The sequence below is a fragment of the Neobacillus driksii genome (genome assembly GCF_013409995.1).
GTDB classification, from domain to species: Bacteria; Bacillota; Bacilli; order Bacillales; family Cytobacillaceae; genus Neobacillus; species Neobacillus driksii.
The window spans coordinates 83,294-100,096 of the sequence record NZ_JACCBX010000006.1; the positions used below are offsets into that span (position 1 = coordinate 83,294).

Annotated in this window: 13 protein-coding genes; 12 read left to right on the top strand and 1 reads right to left on the bottom strand. The window is 39.5% G+C overall.

Annotated features, from left to right (window positions below; all coding sequences use genetic code 11):
• Positions 1 to 233 precede the first annotated feature (233 nt).
• From F4694_RS14740 to F4694_RS14750, 3 genes are all read left to right on the top strand, one after another.
• Positions 234 to 725 carry a DUF6803 family protein gene (locus F4694_RS14740; protein WP_179599217.1) on the top strand — a complete coding sequence of 164 codons (492 nt, stop codon included), beginning with the start codon at positions 234 to 236 and terminating at the stop codon, positions 723 to 725.
• 129 nt (positions 726 to 854) lie between these two features.
• Positions 855 to 2,216, top strand: a complete 1,362-nt coding sequence (locus tag F4694_RS14745; protein ID WP_179599219.1) for a cytochrome ubiquinol oxidase subunit I — start codon at positions 855 to 857, stop codon at positions 2,214 to 2,216.
• Between the two features lie 12 nt (positions 2,217 to 2,228).
• Positions 2,229 to 3,266, top strand: coding sequence for a cytochrome d ubiquinol oxidase subunit II (locus F4694_RS14750; RefSeq protein ID WP_179599221.1), 1,038 nt, complete (start codon positions 2,229 to 2,231; stop codon positions 3,264 to 3,266).
• Positions 3,267 to 3,645: 379 nt separating this feature from the next.
• Here the strand turns inward: F4694_RS14750 and F4694_RS14755 are convergent, their stop codons facing one another.
• Positions 3,646 to 6,210: a substrate-binding domain-containing protein gene (locus F4694_RS14755; protein ID WP_179599223.1), complete on the bottom strand. Its 2,565-nt coding sequence runs from the start codon at positions 6,208 to 6,210 to the stop codon at positions 3,646 to 3,648.
• Positions 6,211 to 6,400: 190 nt separating this feature from the next.
• Here F4694_RS14755 and F4694_RS14760 point away from each other — a divergent pair, with 190 nt between their 5' ends.
• The 9 genes from F4694_RS14760 to F4694_RS14800 all read left to right on the top strand — a co-directional run bounded on the left by F4694_RS14760 (position 6,401) and on the right by F4694_RS14800 (position 16,671).
• Entirely contained in the window at positions 6,401 to 7,117 is a 717-nt protein-coding gene (locus tag F4694_RS14760) for a LytR/AlgR family response regulator transcription factor (protein ID WP_179599225.1), read from the top strand.
• A gap of 202 nt (positions 7,118 to 7,319) precedes the next feature.
• Positions 7,320 to 8,315 (top strand): LacI family DNA-binding transcriptional regulator, encoded by a 996-nt coding sequence (locus F4694_RS14765; protein WP_179599227.1) that lies wholly within the window; start codon positions 7,320 to 7,322, stop codon positions 8,313 to 8,315.
• Between the two features lie 208 nt (positions 8,316 to 8,523).
• A complete protein-coding gene (locus F4694_RS14770; protein WP_179599229.1) occupies positions 8,524 to 9,696 on the top strand; it encodes a substrate-binding domain-containing protein in 1,173 nt (390 codons plus the stop codon).
• 59 nt (positions 9,697 to 9,755) lie between these two features.
• Positions 9,756 to 11,252, top strand: a complete 1,497-nt coding sequence (locus tag F4694_RS14775) for a sugar ABC transporter ATP-binding protein (RefSeq protein WP_179599231.1) — start codon at positions 9,756 to 9,758, stop codon at positions 11,250 to 11,252.
• Complete coding sequence (locus tag F4694_RS14780) at positions 11,233 to 12,213, top strand: ABC transporter permease (RefSeq protein WP_179599233.1); 981 nt, start codon at positions 11,233 to 11,235, stop codon at positions 12,211 to 12,213. The genes F4694_RS14775 and F4694_RS14780 overlap by 20 nt, the downstream gene beginning before the upstream one ends.
• Before the next feature lie 225 nt (positions 12,214 to 12,438).
• On the top strand, positions 12,439 to 13,617 hold the full coding sequence (locus tag F4694_RS14785) for a Gfo/Idh/MocA family protein (protein WP_179599235.1): 1,179 nt from the start codon (positions 12,439 to 12,441) through the stop codon (positions 13,615 to 13,617).
• A complete protein-coding gene (locus tag F4694_RS14790) occupies positions 13,614 to 14,585 on the top strand; it encodes a sugar phosphate isomerase/epimerase family protein (protein WP_179599237.1) in 972 nt (323 codons plus the stop codon). The genes F4694_RS14785 and F4694_RS14790 overlap by 4 nt, the downstream gene beginning before the upstream one ends.
• Before the next feature lie 37 nt (positions 14,586 to 14,622).
• Positions 14,623 to 15,657, top strand: a complete 1,035-nt coding sequence (locus F4694_RS14795) for a zinc-dependent alcohol dehydrogenase family protein (RefSeq protein WP_257029250.1) — start codon at positions 14,623 to 14,625, stop codon at positions 15,655 to 15,657.
• Positions 15,658 to 15,825: 168 nt separating this feature from the next.
• On the top strand, positions 15,826 to 16,671 hold the full coding sequence (locus tag F4694_RS14800) for a sugar phosphate isomerase/epimerase family protein (protein ID WP_179599239.1): 846 nt from the start codon (positions 15,826 to 15,828) through the stop codon (positions 16,669 to 16,671).
• The last annotated feature ends 132 nt before the right edge of the window (positions 16,672 to 16,803 follow it).

Sequence of the window (16,803 nt, forward strand, 5' to 3'; positions counted from 1 at the left end):
GCGCTTTCCGCTGTTAAATAAAAAAATTAGTAGAAATAGAGCTGGCGGGGGATTACCGTCAGCTCTATTTTGTATGCTCATTAATAGTAATCAGTAGTCGAAAGGTACTAAGGTATCAAGCTGAGTATCTGTCATGTTTTTGTCACAGTTTCTTCATCGTATCTTTATATCCTAAACCTACAATCAATCTGCAGCGAAACAAAACAAAAGAGATTTTAGGAGGATATAAGCGTATGAACATGACACATTATATGGGGTTACTAGCAGATAATCAACCGTGGAATCTGATTATTTTTATGGCGATTCCGGTTATCTGTGCGGAAACAATTGCTGTAACAGAATTAGCTATTTTATTTACTAGGAATCTAACTGGTAAATTAAGATTGGTTAACAAAGTAACCTCTATTTTTGTAGGGATTTATTTCACTGGTATTTTTATTTACTTATTATTTAATGCTGTTATTCCGATAACATCAAACGGAGAATGGCACGGATGGATTGATGTAGTAGCAGTAGGGTTTTACTTACTTGGCATAATTCCATTGCTAGGAATGGCACTTTTGGATTTAAATATTATTCATAAAAACAAATCACAAGAAGAAAAATTAAAGGTTCATGCGATCTTTGTTGGTATGTTTCTAATCTTCGCACACATTGCCATGATCACTGGAATGGTCGATCCAACCATCGTTTCTGACATGCCAAGTATGGGTCATAATATGTAAATATAAATAAAAATCTCACCTTCAGGATGGAAGGTGAGATTTTTGTATTGAGAAATCATCAACTCTACATATTAATGGTTCTTTTGGAAATAATTATTAAGAACATGATACGTAGGGGGAGAATTCAATTTGAGTGATTTATTAATAGCCCGTTCCTTATTTGGAACGACAATGGCTTTTCATATTATATTTGCCACGATAGGCGTCGGTTTGCCGCTCATGATTTTAGTTGCAGAGCTTCTCTATCAAAAAACGAAGGATCAGGATTATGTTGTAATGGCGAAACGCTGGACAAAGGCATTCGCCGTTTTACTCGGAGTTGGGATCCCGACTGGTACGATTGCAGGCGTTCAATTATCGTTATTGTGGCCTGGTTTTATGGAAGTGATCGGTCGAGTAATGCCCCTTCCTTTCCAAATCGAAATCTATGCCTTTTTTATTGAAGCATTGTTTATGTCTATCTACGTCTATGCAGCAGAAAGAATCGCTCCTTGGATGCGGATTGCTAGTTTAGTTCTGGTGGCCATTGGTGCTCTGTCCTCTGCTGTCTTAATTACCAATGTCCATGCCTTTCAGGGTACACCTGCAGGATTTCGCTATGAAGATGGAAAATTTCTAGACATTGATCCTTGGGCTGCATTTTTTAACCCCAGCTTCTTTGTAACAGCCGGCCATGTGGCATTATCTGCCTATGTAGTGGGAGCTTTTGTGGTTGCGTCTGTTGCGTCTTTTAAAATGATGAAAAATAAAATCGGTTCGAGAGTATATCTATTTCATCAAAAAGCACTGGTTCTAAGTCTAGTAGTAGGTGGTATCTTTGCTTTTCTCACCGCTCTAAATGGACATGAATCCGCTCAATACTTACATAAGTACCAGCCGGAAAAGTTAGCAGCGGCGGAAGGGTTATTCGAAACACAATCCCATGCACCCTTAGCGATTGGTGGTTTTACGGACAAGGAAACGAAAGAAATAAAAGGGGCAATTGAGATTCCTTGGGCGTTAAGTTTTCTCGCGGGGAACAGCTTTGATACGGTAGTTGTCGGCTTAAATGATTATCCAGAGGAGCTATGGCCGCCATTATTCATCCATACTCTTTTTAATGGAATGGTGTTCATTGGTTCAGCTCTTATCATGGTTCCTTTACTTGTTTTCGCCTGGAAAAAATTATTTAAAAAAACACAATATCCAAAACTAATGCTATGGGGGCTGGTAACGACAGGTCCGCTGGCTGTGATCGCCATTGAATGTGGATGGATTTTTGCATGTTCAGGTCGTCAGCCATGGGTAATCTACCACATCTTATCAACTGCAGAGTCGGCTACGACCGCAACCAACTTAGGTGCTCTATTTGTTTCGTTTATCATTGTCTACATGATCTTAGGGTTTTCTGTAGTGTTTGTATTACTGTACTTCTTTAGAAAAAACACAGAATTAGATGATATTGAGCGGGCAGAGAAAAAAGGCACCCCATTATTTAGTTCCAATTCATAGGAGGAGAAACAAATGGCTGATGCTCTTATTGCAATTACCGTGCTGTGGGGGTTCGTGTTTATCTATGCTGTTATGGCCACCATGGATTTTGGAGCGGGCTTCTGGTCAATGATTTACATTAACCGGGAAAAAACGAAAGCAACGAACATTGCCAATCGCTATTTATCACCTACGTGGGAAGTAACAAATACCTTTATTGTTGCGTTGGTGGTTGCTGTTTACAGCCTTTTTCCAAGTGCGGCCAATATTCTAGGGACGATTCTACTCATACCCGGCAGCTTAATCCTTTTATTACTTGCATTACGAAGCGCCTTTTTAGTTTTTTCAAATATAGCTACGGAATATAAAAAGCCGCTCACTTACATTTCTGGTATTGCAGGTATTATTATTCCTGGCCTGTTAATTAGCGTTTTGCCGATTACGCATGGACACTATGTTGATTTTGCAGATGGTACTGTGAATTTAAACCTTAATAAACTTTTTTCGAGCCCCAATGAATATGCCTTTATTGGGTTTGCTATCACGAGTACACTGTTTCTCTCTTCATTATTATTAGCGGATTATTCCAAGGCTTCGAATGAAATGGAGGCTTACCGAGTGTACCTTCGTGATGGAAAGATTCTTGGTCCGATATCATTAATTATGGCATTGCTAATTATGATTACCTTAAAAAATGAAGTCGGTTGGATATACAATAAAATGATGGAGGATCTTCCTTTATTACTGATCTCGATCGGCTTCTTTTTAATTATCGGGTACGGTTTATATGCGCGAAACCCTTTTCAAAAAGGGGAACGAGGCATGCCAAGACTGGCTGTGATTGCGGTTACAATTCAATATCTGATTGCAAGCTACGTTTATGGAAAGGCCCATTTGCCATATATCATCTATCCGAATGTTACGATTGAGTCCGCCTTTACAGACCCTAACTCCTTTAGAGCGGTGTTTATCACGTATATCGTCGGCTTCGCAATCCTTTTCCCCGGTTTTATTTACTTTTGGAGTTTATTTATGAATGATAAACGTTATTTGAGGCAAAAGGGAAACTAGTAGGATCACATCCGGATAGCCTGGTCATTGTCGATATAGAGGATTTTTCCCTTGCCTACATACCTGGCAACGCTACCCGTATCAGTGTTAAAGTAGCAGGTGATTTAGCACAAGTTGAAATGAGTGAACTGGTGTAGTAGTATACTGGATAAGAAAAACACATGCGCCCTCTTAATCCCCGACAAGTAAATTTTATCCACCCGGAAAGTCGCTCTTTTACTTTTTGGATGGAGGTTATTTGGCATCGAAGGGCTGGGCGCAGGAGTTAGACAGTTATCGTAAAAAAGCTCTAGTCCAATCTAGAGCTTTTTCAAATACTGTAAAATATGAGCTTAGAAACATACATAGAGGAAATAAAATAAAACATTAATCAAGCTAATTAAAAGTACTTTAAAATGGCATCCGGAGGATCTTGACGATAAGCGAGTTTCCAAACCTTTAAGATATTTTCTTTTGTTACTTTCATCGCTGGTACAACATAGAAAGGAGCTACTTCCTTACCAAGTAATGAATATCCCGCAATAATTGCTTGTGCAACACCATTTTCATAAGGTAATTGCGCTCCAAGACCTTTAATATTACCTCCAGAAGCAATTTGATATGCCGCATTACTTCCCAAATCAACGGTCGTAATGACTATATCAGTTTTCCCTGCTTTACGTGCTGCAGCTAGTACTCCTTTCGCGGGTTCATCCCAAATGGCAAAAATACCATCTAAATCTGGATTTTTTGCTAACATAACAGAGGCTGCTTTTTCCGCATCGTTTGGAGTGGCAATTCCAGTACGTACAACAATTTTAATATTAGGATATTTTTCTTTAATCGTAGTTTCGAATGCTTCTACACGTTGATTATTTACAAAGAAATCAACATTGTGAAAAATAACACCAATCTTACCTTCTCCTTTAAGTTCTTTACCTATAATCTCGGCTGCAAATATACCATTTCCATAGTTGTCAGATGTAACGACGCTCACATAATCTTTGCCAAATTCTAATCCTTCAGGCACGCTATCCATAAAAATTAGTTTGATTCCTGTCTCTGCAGCCTTTTTAAAAGCGGGAGCAGTTGCAACCCGATCAACCGGTAAGCTAACGATAACATCTGGTTTTTTAGCCATGATAATTTCGATATCTGTTAATTGTTTTTCAGGTTTAAATTGTGCATCCGTAACAGCAACAACTTCAATACCCATTTTCTCAAAAGTATCTTTCAAACCATTAATGATCGCCGTTGAAAAATCATTGTCAGTATAGTGCATGGCAACAGCTGCCTTACAATTCATTTCCTTAAGCTTTTTCAGGTCTTTCAACGATAATTGGAGTGTTTTGGCTGAAATAGCCTCCTCTCCATGCGGCCCTGTGCTTAAAATTTCATCATCCGGAATATTTTGGTTAATCGTACTATTCAGCGTTTCTCTTATGATGGTCAAAAACTCTTTTACATTAAAGGGTTTTGTTACATAATTATCAAACCCTTTATCTAATGTATATTGAATATCCTGCGGAAGCGCATTGGCACTTACAGCAATTACTGCAATATCTTTTGTTTGTTTTATTGTTTTTAACTTATCAAATATTTCATAGCCATGGATATCGGGAAGGTTTAGATCAAGCAGAATCAAGTCCACTTTTTCATTCCCTGCCATTTCTAATCCTTCTTTTCCGGAACGAGCAGATAAAAGCGTATAGGAAGGCTGCGATTTCATGATGTTCCTTACTAAGTTTACGTTCGACGCGTTATCTTCAATATACAGCAAACGGTAGTCATCAGCCTTCCGGATATTTTCCTTAGTAAGTTCAACCTCTTCACCCCATCTCATCACAGGCTTTAAATCATGGGGAAGAGGGAGGCTAAAGCAAAAATCAGTGCCTAAACCTTTTTGACTCGTTACACTAATTTGCCCTCCCATTAGCTGGACGAGCTGTTTTACTAAAGACAATCCAATACCTGTACCTTCTTCTTGTGTCCCTTCAATTCGGTAAAAGGGAACAAATACCTTTTGATATTCTTCAACTGAAATTCCGACCCCTGTATCCGCAACATGAATGACCTGCTCGTTTCCTTTGAAATAAGAGAAGATCATGACTTTGCCGCCTTCCCGATTATATTTGATCGCATTATCGAGAAGATTAAGAAAGATTTGTTTAAGACGAATGGGATCTGCAAGAACAAATATGTTTTGCCATTGATCCAATTGGTTATGTATACTGATTCTCTTCATGTTTGCCTGCGGCTGCACGATATTGATACATTCATTGATAATCGTCAGAAGATCAATCTCTTCGATCGACACTTTTATCTGGCCCGTTTCTATTCTTGATAAATCTAAAATATCATTAATTAAACTTAATAAATGTCTCCCTCCGTTTAAAATCTCTTGGACAAAATCACGCTGATCATCATTTAAGGTTTCTTCAATTTCTAATAGCTGTGCAAAACCAAGGATTCCATTCAATGGTGTACGGAGTTCATGACTCATTTTAGACAGAAAGTCGGATTTTGCTATATTTGCTTTTTCTGCCCCTTCTTTAGCTTGAATTAAGGCATTTTCCATGTTTTTTCGTTCGGTGATATCAGAAATGGTAACAAGGGCAGCCTGTTCTTCATTATCACAAATTTTAAGAGGCGTTGAATTGACTGAGATCCATTTAGGTTCCTTATTCCCGTCGTTAATACCTAATATGAAATCATGGAAAGGAATACCATCCTTAAGTGTTATTATTCCTGGTAACTGAGAATAGGGTAACGGTGATCCGTCTTCATTTACATATTCTAGTTGCATCAAGCTGGATTCTGTTAAGAACTCTAATTTAATCCCCAGTATTTTTTCTACATTTTCATTTAGGGCAACCATTTTCCCCGACTTTTCAAGAATCATTACACATTCGGACATGGTCCGAAGAACTTCCTTATATAAATTATCTTTATAAAAGATTTCCATTTTTTCTCCACCATTCCCTTTCGATTAGAAAAAACTACCTAAGCCGGATATACTGTCTTATACTGTAAGCGGTTAGATTGGCTGCTAACTAAAAAATAAGAAGCCATTTATTTCATTTTTTCACATATTATCTAGTTAATACGTTATGTGATATAGTTTAAACCAAACATAATTACATGAGGGATGATTTATGAAAGTTTTGATTGCAGAGGACAATGCACCATCTATAAAATTGTTAAAGCATCTGATTAAATCTGTTCCGAACTATCAAATTGTCGGAGAAGCAGTAAATGGTGAGGATTTAATCAACAAGGTAATGATGGAAAAGCCCGACATCGTGTTAGTTGATATTAACATGCCTTTATTGAACGGAATGGAAGCTGTTAAATCGTGTAAAAAAATTCTGCCAACCTTGCAGGTTATTTTTATCACAGGCCATGATGAATACGCGCTGGAAGCCTTTGGGGTGAATGCGATCGATTACATTGTGAAACCGATTGAGCGAGACAGGCTTTATTCCGCTTTAGAGCGGGCAGCAGTCTTTTCAAAGCAAACGGGCACGGTTACGCCAGCTGCTCCTGTCAAAAAGGATTTAATGATCAAACAGCGTAACCAGTATTCTTTTATTCCGTTAGAGGAGATTATTTTTATTGAAAGAGCTGACCGAAAGTCCGTCATTCATACGGTTAATCAAAAAATTGAGTTAAATGAAGCGTTAACCGACCTTGAAGAAATTCTTGATTCGCGATTTGTTGCCTCCCATCGTTCTTATATTATCAATTTGCAACATTTAACGAAAATTGAAGCGTCTGGCCAATCGTACAATGCCTATTTTAAAAATTATGAAGAGACTGCAAAGGTTTCGAAGAATAAACTTGCAGAGTTGCAAAAATGTAAATCGTTGTAAAAAGTAAGGCTCAGTAATGGAAAATTACTGGGTCTTATTTTTTAAAAAAAATGCTTTTTTTGTTCGAATGAATGAAAGGGTTTTCTGAATGAAAGAAATTAGCAGCCAAATGGACAAAAAGCATGTCTAAAGGCGATTAGACGACAATTTTGTAATCGATTACAATCCAAGTATAGAAACAGGAAAGGAAAAGAGAACAAAGATGGTTGGGATTGTGGATGTAGCAAAAAAGGCTAATGTTTCTACTGCAACAGTATCTCGAGTATTAACAAAGCCTGAAACAGTAAGGGAAACAACGACGGAAAAAGTGTTAAAGGCGATTGAAGCATTGAATTATCAGCCTAATCTCTTAGCGCGCCAGCTAAGAAGGCTCGAAACGAATACGATCCTAGTTGTTGTACCTGACATTACAAATCCCTTTTTTTCAAAGGTGTTAAGGGGGATTGAAGCTGTCGCTGTGGCAAACGGATATCAGGTTTTACTAGGTGATACAGGTAATGATGTGGAACGAGAAAAGGGATATTTAAACATCCTGCAGCAAAAAAAAGCAGATGGAATGGTTTTATTAACCGCCAGAATGGATGCAGCAGCCGTTGAAGAGGTGGCCCGATGTTTTCCGGTGGTGCTGGCTTGTGAATATATTGAGGGCTCCAGGATCCCAACTGTTTCGATTGATAATATCAGTGGTGCCAGAAAGGCAGCGGAATATTTAATCGATTTGGGACACGTAAGAATTGGCTGCATCACTGGACCTCTCGATATCGTATTGAGCCGAGACCGCCTCAAAGGATTTTATCAGGCGATGGCAAGGAAAAACCTTATCGTTGACCCGGTGTTAGTCCAGGAGGGTGACTTCTCATTTGATAGCGGTTTTAATCTCATGATGAAGTTTTTCGCTCTTGGCCAACTCCCAACAGCGATATTTGCTGCAAGCGATGATATGGCAATGGGAGTAATTAAGGCGATTAAATCAAAGGGTCTTAAGGTTCCTGAGGATATTTCGGTTCTAGGTTTTGATAATCTAAAATTTTCCTCCATATTTGAACCGGGTCTTACAACGATTGCACAGCCAGCATTCGAAATTGGTGAGAAGGCGATGGAATTACTAATGAAGCTCATCAACAAAGAGGAAGTCAAACGCGAGCAAATTATCTTAGCTGACCAGTTGGTTGTAAGGGAGTCTGTCAGAACTATTTAAAAATTTTAATAAGAAATGTAATCCTTTGCATTTTTTTGGAAGGCCATGAGATTCCTATTCTATCTCTTTAATGTAAACGATTACTAGATAGAGTTTACTAAACTTTCAATTTATGAAAAGGGGGTGGTGCCACACTTTAGATTCTAAGGGTGGTACCAACAAAATAACGAGCTTCAACTAAATAACTAAAATAGTGGGGGTTAATCAAATGAAAAAGAGTTTTTCACTTTCGGTATTATTGTTATTGATTTTAAGTATCGTAATGGCGGGATGCGGCGGCAATAAATCTACTTCAGGTGATCAAGCAACGACAAAAAAGAATGAAAACTATTCTGAATCAGCTTCAGGTCCATTAACGATCAATCCAGCAATTCCAGACTTAGAAGTTAAAGATAAAGGTCCAAACGGTGAACAAGCTGTTTCAGCAAAGACATTACAGCTTACGGAAGAAGAGCTAAAAAAGATTAAAGATGGAAAATATAAAGCAGCCATTGTTATGCATTATTCTGGTACTGACTATATGAATGCCGCAGTAGGTGCGATGCAGGATACGTTTAAGAAAATGGGTATCAAAGTAGTTGCTGTAACAGATGCACAGTTTAAAGCAGAAAAGCAAGTAAATGATATTGAAACGGTTTTAGCAAAAAAACCTGACATCATGATTTCAGTTCCAGTTGATGCCGTTTCTACAGCACCGGCTTATAAAAAAGCAGTTGCACAAGGGGTTAAATTAGTATTTATGGATGGAGCTGCAGAAGGCCTTGCCCCTGGAAAAGATTACATCAGTATTGTATCTGGTGACAACGCGGGTAATGGAGCAACAGCAGCGGACGTTATGGCTGAAAAACTAGGTGGTAAAGGTAAAGTTGGTATTGTATATCACGATGTAAACTTCTTTGTAACAAAAAATCGTTCGGATGCCTTTGAAGCAAGAATCAAGGAAAAATATCCAAATATTGAGATTGTAGCAAAAGGCGGTATTACCGGTCCAAACGATGCTGAAAAAGTAGCTTCTGCGATGCTTACAAGAAATAAAGATATTGATGGAATCTTTGCTCCATGGGATGTACCTGCTGAAGGTGTTATGGCAGCTGCCCGCACTGCAGGCAAAAATGATCTTGTTGTAACAACTGTTGACTTGGGAACAAACGTTGCAATTTCAATTGCACAGGATGGAATCGTAAAAGGGCTTGGAGCTCAGCTGCCATATGACCAAGGTGTTGCACAAGGGATTCTTTCCGGTTATGCACTATTAGGTAAGGAAGCACCAGCTTATGTTGCTTCGCCATCGATTAAAGTCACAAAAGATAATGTATTAGATTCTTGGAAGCTGATCTACGGGACAGAAGCACCTAAAACAGTTCAAGATGCAATGAAATAAAAAATAGGATAGGGGCTGCCCGAAAAGCAGCCTCTATCACGAAAAGAAGGTGAACTTGGATGGAACAACCTATTCTAGAAATGAAAAATATTAGTAAATCATTTAACGGTATTCCCGTATTAAAAGATGTTAATTTCTCCGTGAAAAAAGGTGAAGTTCACGCCTTGATGGGGGGAAATGGTGCCGGGAAATCGACGTTAATGAAAATTTTAACAGGTGTTTATACCGCAGATAGCGGCGACATTCTGATTGACGGAAAACCTGTGAGTATTAAAAGTTATGAAGAAGCACAAAAAAATAATATATCGATGATTTTCCAAGAGTTTAGCTTAATTCCAACCCTTACCGTTGCCCAAAACATCTATCTTACACGTGAGAAGAAAAACTCATTAGGACTGCTCGATGACAAAGATTGTGAAAAGAAAACGGAAAAACTGTTAGAGGAATTAGGCGTAGATATTAAACCAACTGATATTGTGCAAAACCTTGGCGTTGGCTATTGGCAGATGACGGAAATTGCCAAAGCACTTTCCCAAGAAGCGAAAATTCTTATCATGGACGAGCCAACCTCTTCATTAACTAAAAATGAAACAGAAGTATTATTTAGCTTTATTAACAAATTGAAAGCAAAAGGATATTCCATCATCTATATTTCACACCGGATGGATGAAATCTTTGAAATATGTGACCGAATTACAATATTACGTGATGGGCGGTATATCACAACTGAAACATGCAGTGAAACCGATCTTGACACCGTTATTCAACATATTGTCGGTATGGAGTTTGACCAAGCATTTGAATGGAAGGAACGTGCTTACGCTACTGACGTACCGCCGATATTTGAAGTGAGAAACTTAACAGCCGGAAATGTTCAAGATATCAATCTTAAAATTCAGCCGGGTGAAATCGTCGGAATTGCCGGGCTGATGGGAAGCGGGAGAACAGAATTACTTCGAAGTCTGTTTGGAATTGATCCGATTGAGAGTGGAGAAATCTACGTAAACGGACAAAAACAAAGGATTAATAATCCAAGAAATGCAATCGATGCCGGTCTTGCTTTGATACCGGAGGATCGCCGAATGCAAGGCTTGGTTCTTGAACATAGTGTCAAAGATAATATGATTCTTCCAATTCTTTCGAAGGTTAAAAAAGGAGCTTTTATAGATAATAAAAAATCAAATGACATTAGTAATGATTTTGTTCAAAAGCTCAATATTAAAACGGATCATATTTTTAAACAAGCAAGACTGTTATCAGGCGGTAATCAGCAAAAAATCGTTCTCGCCAAATGGCTGGCGAATGACCCTACCGTACTGATGCTAGATGAACCAACCATTGGTGTGGATATTGGTGCAAAAACAGAAATCGTTGAAATTATTCGAGAAATGGCCGAAACTGGCAAGGCAATCCTTGTGGTCTCCTCTGAACTCCCAGAACTGCTTGCCTTGAGTGACCGTGTGGTCGTCATGCATGATGGGAAAATAAAGAAGGAGATGACACGCAAAGAGATTAAAACAGAGGAGGAATTACAATATGCAATCCAAGGTTTCTAATATACAAAAGCCGGCAGCTCCGGCATTGAAAGGCTTCGAATGGCGCAATTATATTGTTTATTTCGCTTTCGTAGGAGTATTAATCTATTTTTCTATCAGCTTAGGTGATGAAGGGTTTTTAACATCAGGAAACTTGTTAAATATTGTTAGACAAACTGCTACCATTTCCTTAATGGCGTTGGCAATGACATTTGTAATCAGTACAGGTGAAATTGACCTTTCTGTTGGTTCCATTGCCGCTCTTTCTTCTCTTGTAGGTGCATTGGCGATCCAAGCCGGTTATGGCATTGTGGGAGGACTCATCGGCGGTGTAAGTACGGGACTTGTGGTTGGTTTAATCAATGGTTTGCTTGTTACAAAGGTAGCCATTCCTTCCTTCCTTGTAACATTGGGAACAATGGGAGCGGTTAAAGGTTTTGCGATGTGGGTTACAGACACAGCACCAGTTCCAATTGTAGATGCAAATTTCAACTTTATTTTTGGATCTGGTGACATTGGTCCAATTCCGGTTCTTCTAATTTGGACTCTAGTGTTTACGGTTATCGCCCATGTGTTGCTTCGTAAAACAGCATTTGGCCGTCAGGTGCTTGCTACAGGCGGAAATGAAAGCGCTGCAAGATTTTCAGGTGTGAAGACAATGAAAATTAAGCTGATGGTATTCCTTGGAACTGGTGTAATGGCTGGTTTAGCTGGTCTTCTCTACGCGGGTCGTATGAATGCAGGACGTTTTTCCTTCGGTGAAGGGGATGAGCTTTCTGTTATCGCTGCAGTTATCCTTGGGGGAACAAGCTTGTTTGGTGGTGTAGGAACGATTATCGGAACACTGGTTGGTTCGTTAATGATCGGTACGATCAACAACGGTTTGATTATTATGGGTCTGGATGTCAGCCAGCAAATGATTATCAAAGGAATTATCATTATCTTGGCTGTGGCATTTGGTAAAAAAGCAATGAAACGATAATTATTAGAACGTTCGTCATATACCACCGATTGTTGCTATAAAAAAATATGGTTGGACCCCAACAATTGTGAATCTGGCGGAATTCACCCGAAAATCAGCCGGATTAATGATATAACTGGCAGAATTCTCATCAAAGTTCGTGGAATGAAGAGATTAGGCGAACAAAAAACATCAAAGTTTCAACTTTTGACAACACGATTAACTTTTTGAACAGGAGGAAGAAAAGTGGAGAAGATTAAAGTTGGTATCATTGGTACTGGTTTTATTGGCCCAACACATATTGAAGCCATCAGAAGGCTTGGCTTTGTTGATGTAGTTGGATTGGCAGAAACAAGCCAAGCAGTTGCTGAAAATAAGGCGGCTGAGCTTGGAATCCCGAAAGCTTATGCTGATTACCGTGAAATGCTAAAAGACAGTGAAATCCAGGTCGTGCACAATTGCACACCAAATCACCTTCACTTTGCAATTAATAAAGAGATCATTTTAGCAGGAAAGCATGTAGTATCAGAGAAACCGCTGGCAATGAATAGTAAAGAATCAGCGGAATTGCTGGAGTTAGCAGAAAAACACGGCGTTGTCCATGCGGTGAACTTCAATTACAGACAGCATGCCAGTGTCCAAAACTTAAAAGCGATGATTGAAAAAAGTGACCTTGGAAATGTGAATTTGGTACACGGAAGCTATCTGCAGGATTGGTTATTGTATGAAACAGATTATAACTGGCGTTTAGCGCCGGAAGTAGGCGGGAAATCACGGGCGGTAGCGGATATTGGGTCCCATTGGTGCGATACTGTCCAATTTGTAACAGGTAAAAAGATCGTGGAAGTATTTGCTGATTTAGCAACTGTTGTTCCAGTAAGAAAGAAGCCTACAGGAAATGTAGCTACATTTGGAGCCAAGAATAAAGAAGATATGGAATATGAAGATGTTCTAATCAATACAGAAGACTATGCATCCGTTCTAGTTCGCTTTGAAGATGGATCAAGAGGAGTCTTTACGGTATCTCAAGTAAGTGCCGGCCGGAAAAATAGACTAAGCTTTGAAATCAACGGAAGCCACAGCTCTGTTTTCTGGAACCAGGAAGAACCAGAAAAATTATGGATCGGACACCGGGATAAAGCGAATGAAGTCCTTTTAGCAGACCCTGCGTTATTCTCAGCGGAGGCAAGATCAGCTATCCATCATCCAGGTGGGCATAATGAAGGCTGGCCGGATGCATTAAAAAATATGATGTTAAATTTCTACTCTTTTGTTCGCGAAGGAAAGAGCCTGAAAACAGACAAGCATAAGTTTGCGACATTTGTAGATGGCCACATTTCCATGTGTATTACAGATGCGATCTTGGAGAGCCATCAGCAGCAGAAATGGGTAAAGGTTCAGGCAAGCAAGGAGGTTCTAGCATGAAACTAGGTGTATTTACTCCGCTGTATCAGAATCTGCCATTTGAAGAAATGCTGGATAAATTAGCAGGTATGGGTGTTGAAGCCGTTGAATTGGGGACAGGAAATTATCCCGGCAACCATCACTGTAATCCGGATGAATTGCTTGCCTCACCTGAAAAAACCAGAGCATTCCTGCGAGCGCTTGAAACAAGGGGAATGACCATCAGTGGTTTAAGCTGCCACGGGAATCCGCTGCATCCGAATGTAACAATAGCCAAAGAGTCACATGACGTTTGGCGAAAAACCGTTTTACTGGCAGAACATTTAGAGGTTCCTGTTATCAATGGTTTTTCCGGCTGTCCGGGTGATCATCTAAGCAGCAAGAATCCAAATTGGGTTACATGTTCATGGCCGCCGGAATATTTAGACGTGTTGAACTGGCAATGGAACGAAGTCGTGATTCCTTATTGGAGAGAGGAAGCGAAATTCGCAAAACAGCACGGCATTAATCAAATTGCTTTTGAAATGCATCCCGGCTTTGTGGTCTATAATCCAGAAACATTACTGAAGTTAAGGGAGCAGACGTGCGAAAATATTGGCGCAAACGTTGATCCAAGCCACTTAATCTGGCAAGGAATTAACCCGGTCGAGGCCATTAAAAAACTTGGCCGTGAAAAAGCGATTTTCCATTTTCATGCGAAAGACACTTATTTAGATCAAGCCAATATTAGTGTAAATGGTGTTTTAGATACAAAGCATTACAGCGAAATTTTAGACCGTTCATGGACATTTAGATCTGTAGGATATGGCTCGGATGAAAAAATGTGGAAAGACATTGTGAGCGCCTTAAGAGCGGTTGGTTATGATTATGTCATTTCCATTGAACATGAAGACATGCTGGCTTCAACAGATGAGGGATTAAAGAAAGCGATATCTCTATTAAAAGCCGCCATGTTTAAGGAACAAGTAACTGATATGTGGTGGGCTTAATTTTTATGATTCAAACTAACTTATTGGAGGCAGTACGATGACAACAATGCAAGCAGTATTTTTTCCAGGAGACAAAAAGGTAGAAATTCGTCAGGTTGAAGTCCCAACACCAGGACAAGGAGAAGTACTCATTCAATTAAAGGCGTCTGCTATTTGCCGCAGTGATATGAGCTTATACTACGGAACATCTGTTTTTGAAGGTACAAAATGTGGATGTACGGTGCCTGGACATGAGCCTGCGGGAGTTATTACAGAAGTAGGTAATGGTGTATCTAATTTTAAGCCTGGTGATCGGGTTGCCGTTTACTTAGCATTAGGCTGCGGTGAATGTGCTCATTGTAAGAGTGGCTACAAAATGTTCTGTAAAGAATTTAAGTGCATCGGTTTTGACTCTCATGGCGGTGACGCTGAGTATATGGTAGTTCCAGCTGAAAATTGCATGAGACTTCCAGATAGTATGAGCTTTGTAACAGCTGCCGTGTCAACAGATGCAGTAGGAACACTTTATCACGCTCAAAAGAGATTAGGAATTTCCGGAAGAGATTACCTTGTTATTTTTGGTATGGGCCCAATGGGTGGTGCCGGTGTGATGATCGCCAAAGGATTAGGCGCAACAGTTATTGCAGTTGACATGCTGGATGAGCGATTGGAGCTTGCGAAAGAATTAGGTGCAGATTACACCATCAATGGTAAAACGATGAATGTTAAAGAAGAAATTGCCCGTATTACAAATGGTGCCGGTGCAGACGCAGCGATCGATTGCTCCGGAAGCCCATATGCTGAAAATGATGCACTAGATTGTGTGAGAGCGCACGGCCGCGTGGCATTCATTGGTGAAAGCAAAGAAACAACGATCAAGCCTAGTCAGCAGTTAATCCGTAAACAAATTTCCGTGATGGGTTCTTGGTACTTCCCAATTCAAGAGTTCGACGAAATAGCAGAATTCATTGTGAGAAAAAATCTGCCTGTTGAAAAACTAGTGACACATCAATTTAAATTGGAAGAAGCAGAAACAGCATTCCGTATGTTTGATGAAAGAAAAACTGAAAAAGCGGTCTTTGTTTGGGAGTAAGAAAAGGGGAAAGCGATAGAAGGTGGGCGTTACTGTCGGATAATTCGTCCTTACTATCGCACAAAGAGATATTACTGTCGGATGGCAGGGCATTACTGTCGAATCAGCTGCCCATATTGTCGGATAGGCTGTCATTAAAGCGATTACTTATAAAAGGAGCTGTTCACTATGAAAGGAATTTCATTTAATACATGGGTTTATAGTAGTTTTCCAAACTGGCTTTCTTCTTATCCATTAGAGGAAGTTATCAACCGTCTTTCTTCTTTTGGTTACGATGCGATTGAAATTGGCTGTGCAGCCCCGCATGCCTGGCCAGACTATTTATCACCTGAAAGAAGACAAGAAATCAAAAAATTGCTTAAGGAAAAGAACTTAAAGGTTTCATCGATGCTTCCCGCACCAGGCGGCGGTCCAGGGATGAACCCAAGCTCTCCTTTAAAGGAAGAAAGAGAATTTACGATTAAACATTATAAGGAAGTTGTTCGTTTAGCGCATGAATGGGAATGCCCAACCGTTATGTGGATTGCAGGCTGGGTGGTTTTTGGAACTTCACAGCAAGAAGCTTGGAACTACAGTTTAGAAGGCTTAATTGAAGTAGCCAAATATGCTAAGGATCTTGGTGTGACACTTGTGGTTGAACCAACTCCTGCAGACAGCAACTTAATTGAAACAGCTGATGATGCCCTTCTTTTAGCAGAGCAGTCAGGTATGGATAATGTCAAGGTCATGTTTGACACGTTCCATGCATTATATCGAAATGAAGTAGCAAGTGACTATGTATACCGCATGAAAGATAAGCTCCATCATGTTCATATCGCTGACAGCGACCGCCTGCCTCCTGGACAAGGAAAATGTGATTATGATGCGGTATTAAGAGCGTTAAAAGATATCAATTATGATGGATATCTAGCAATGGAAGTTGGATTCAATGCGAGAGCGTCTGAACCAGATTGGTTTGCGAAAGAATCGATTAAATACTTAAAAGAGAAAATGAAAGAAATTGGCTGGGAGTAAAATAACTCTAAGTTAAAAGCGAATACTGGGCGAACTAAGGGTATGAAGAATTGCTGATTCGCCCAGTGAATTTTTACTTATAGATAAGAATGCATGTATTTTATTTAACTAAAAATGTAATCGATTACACCC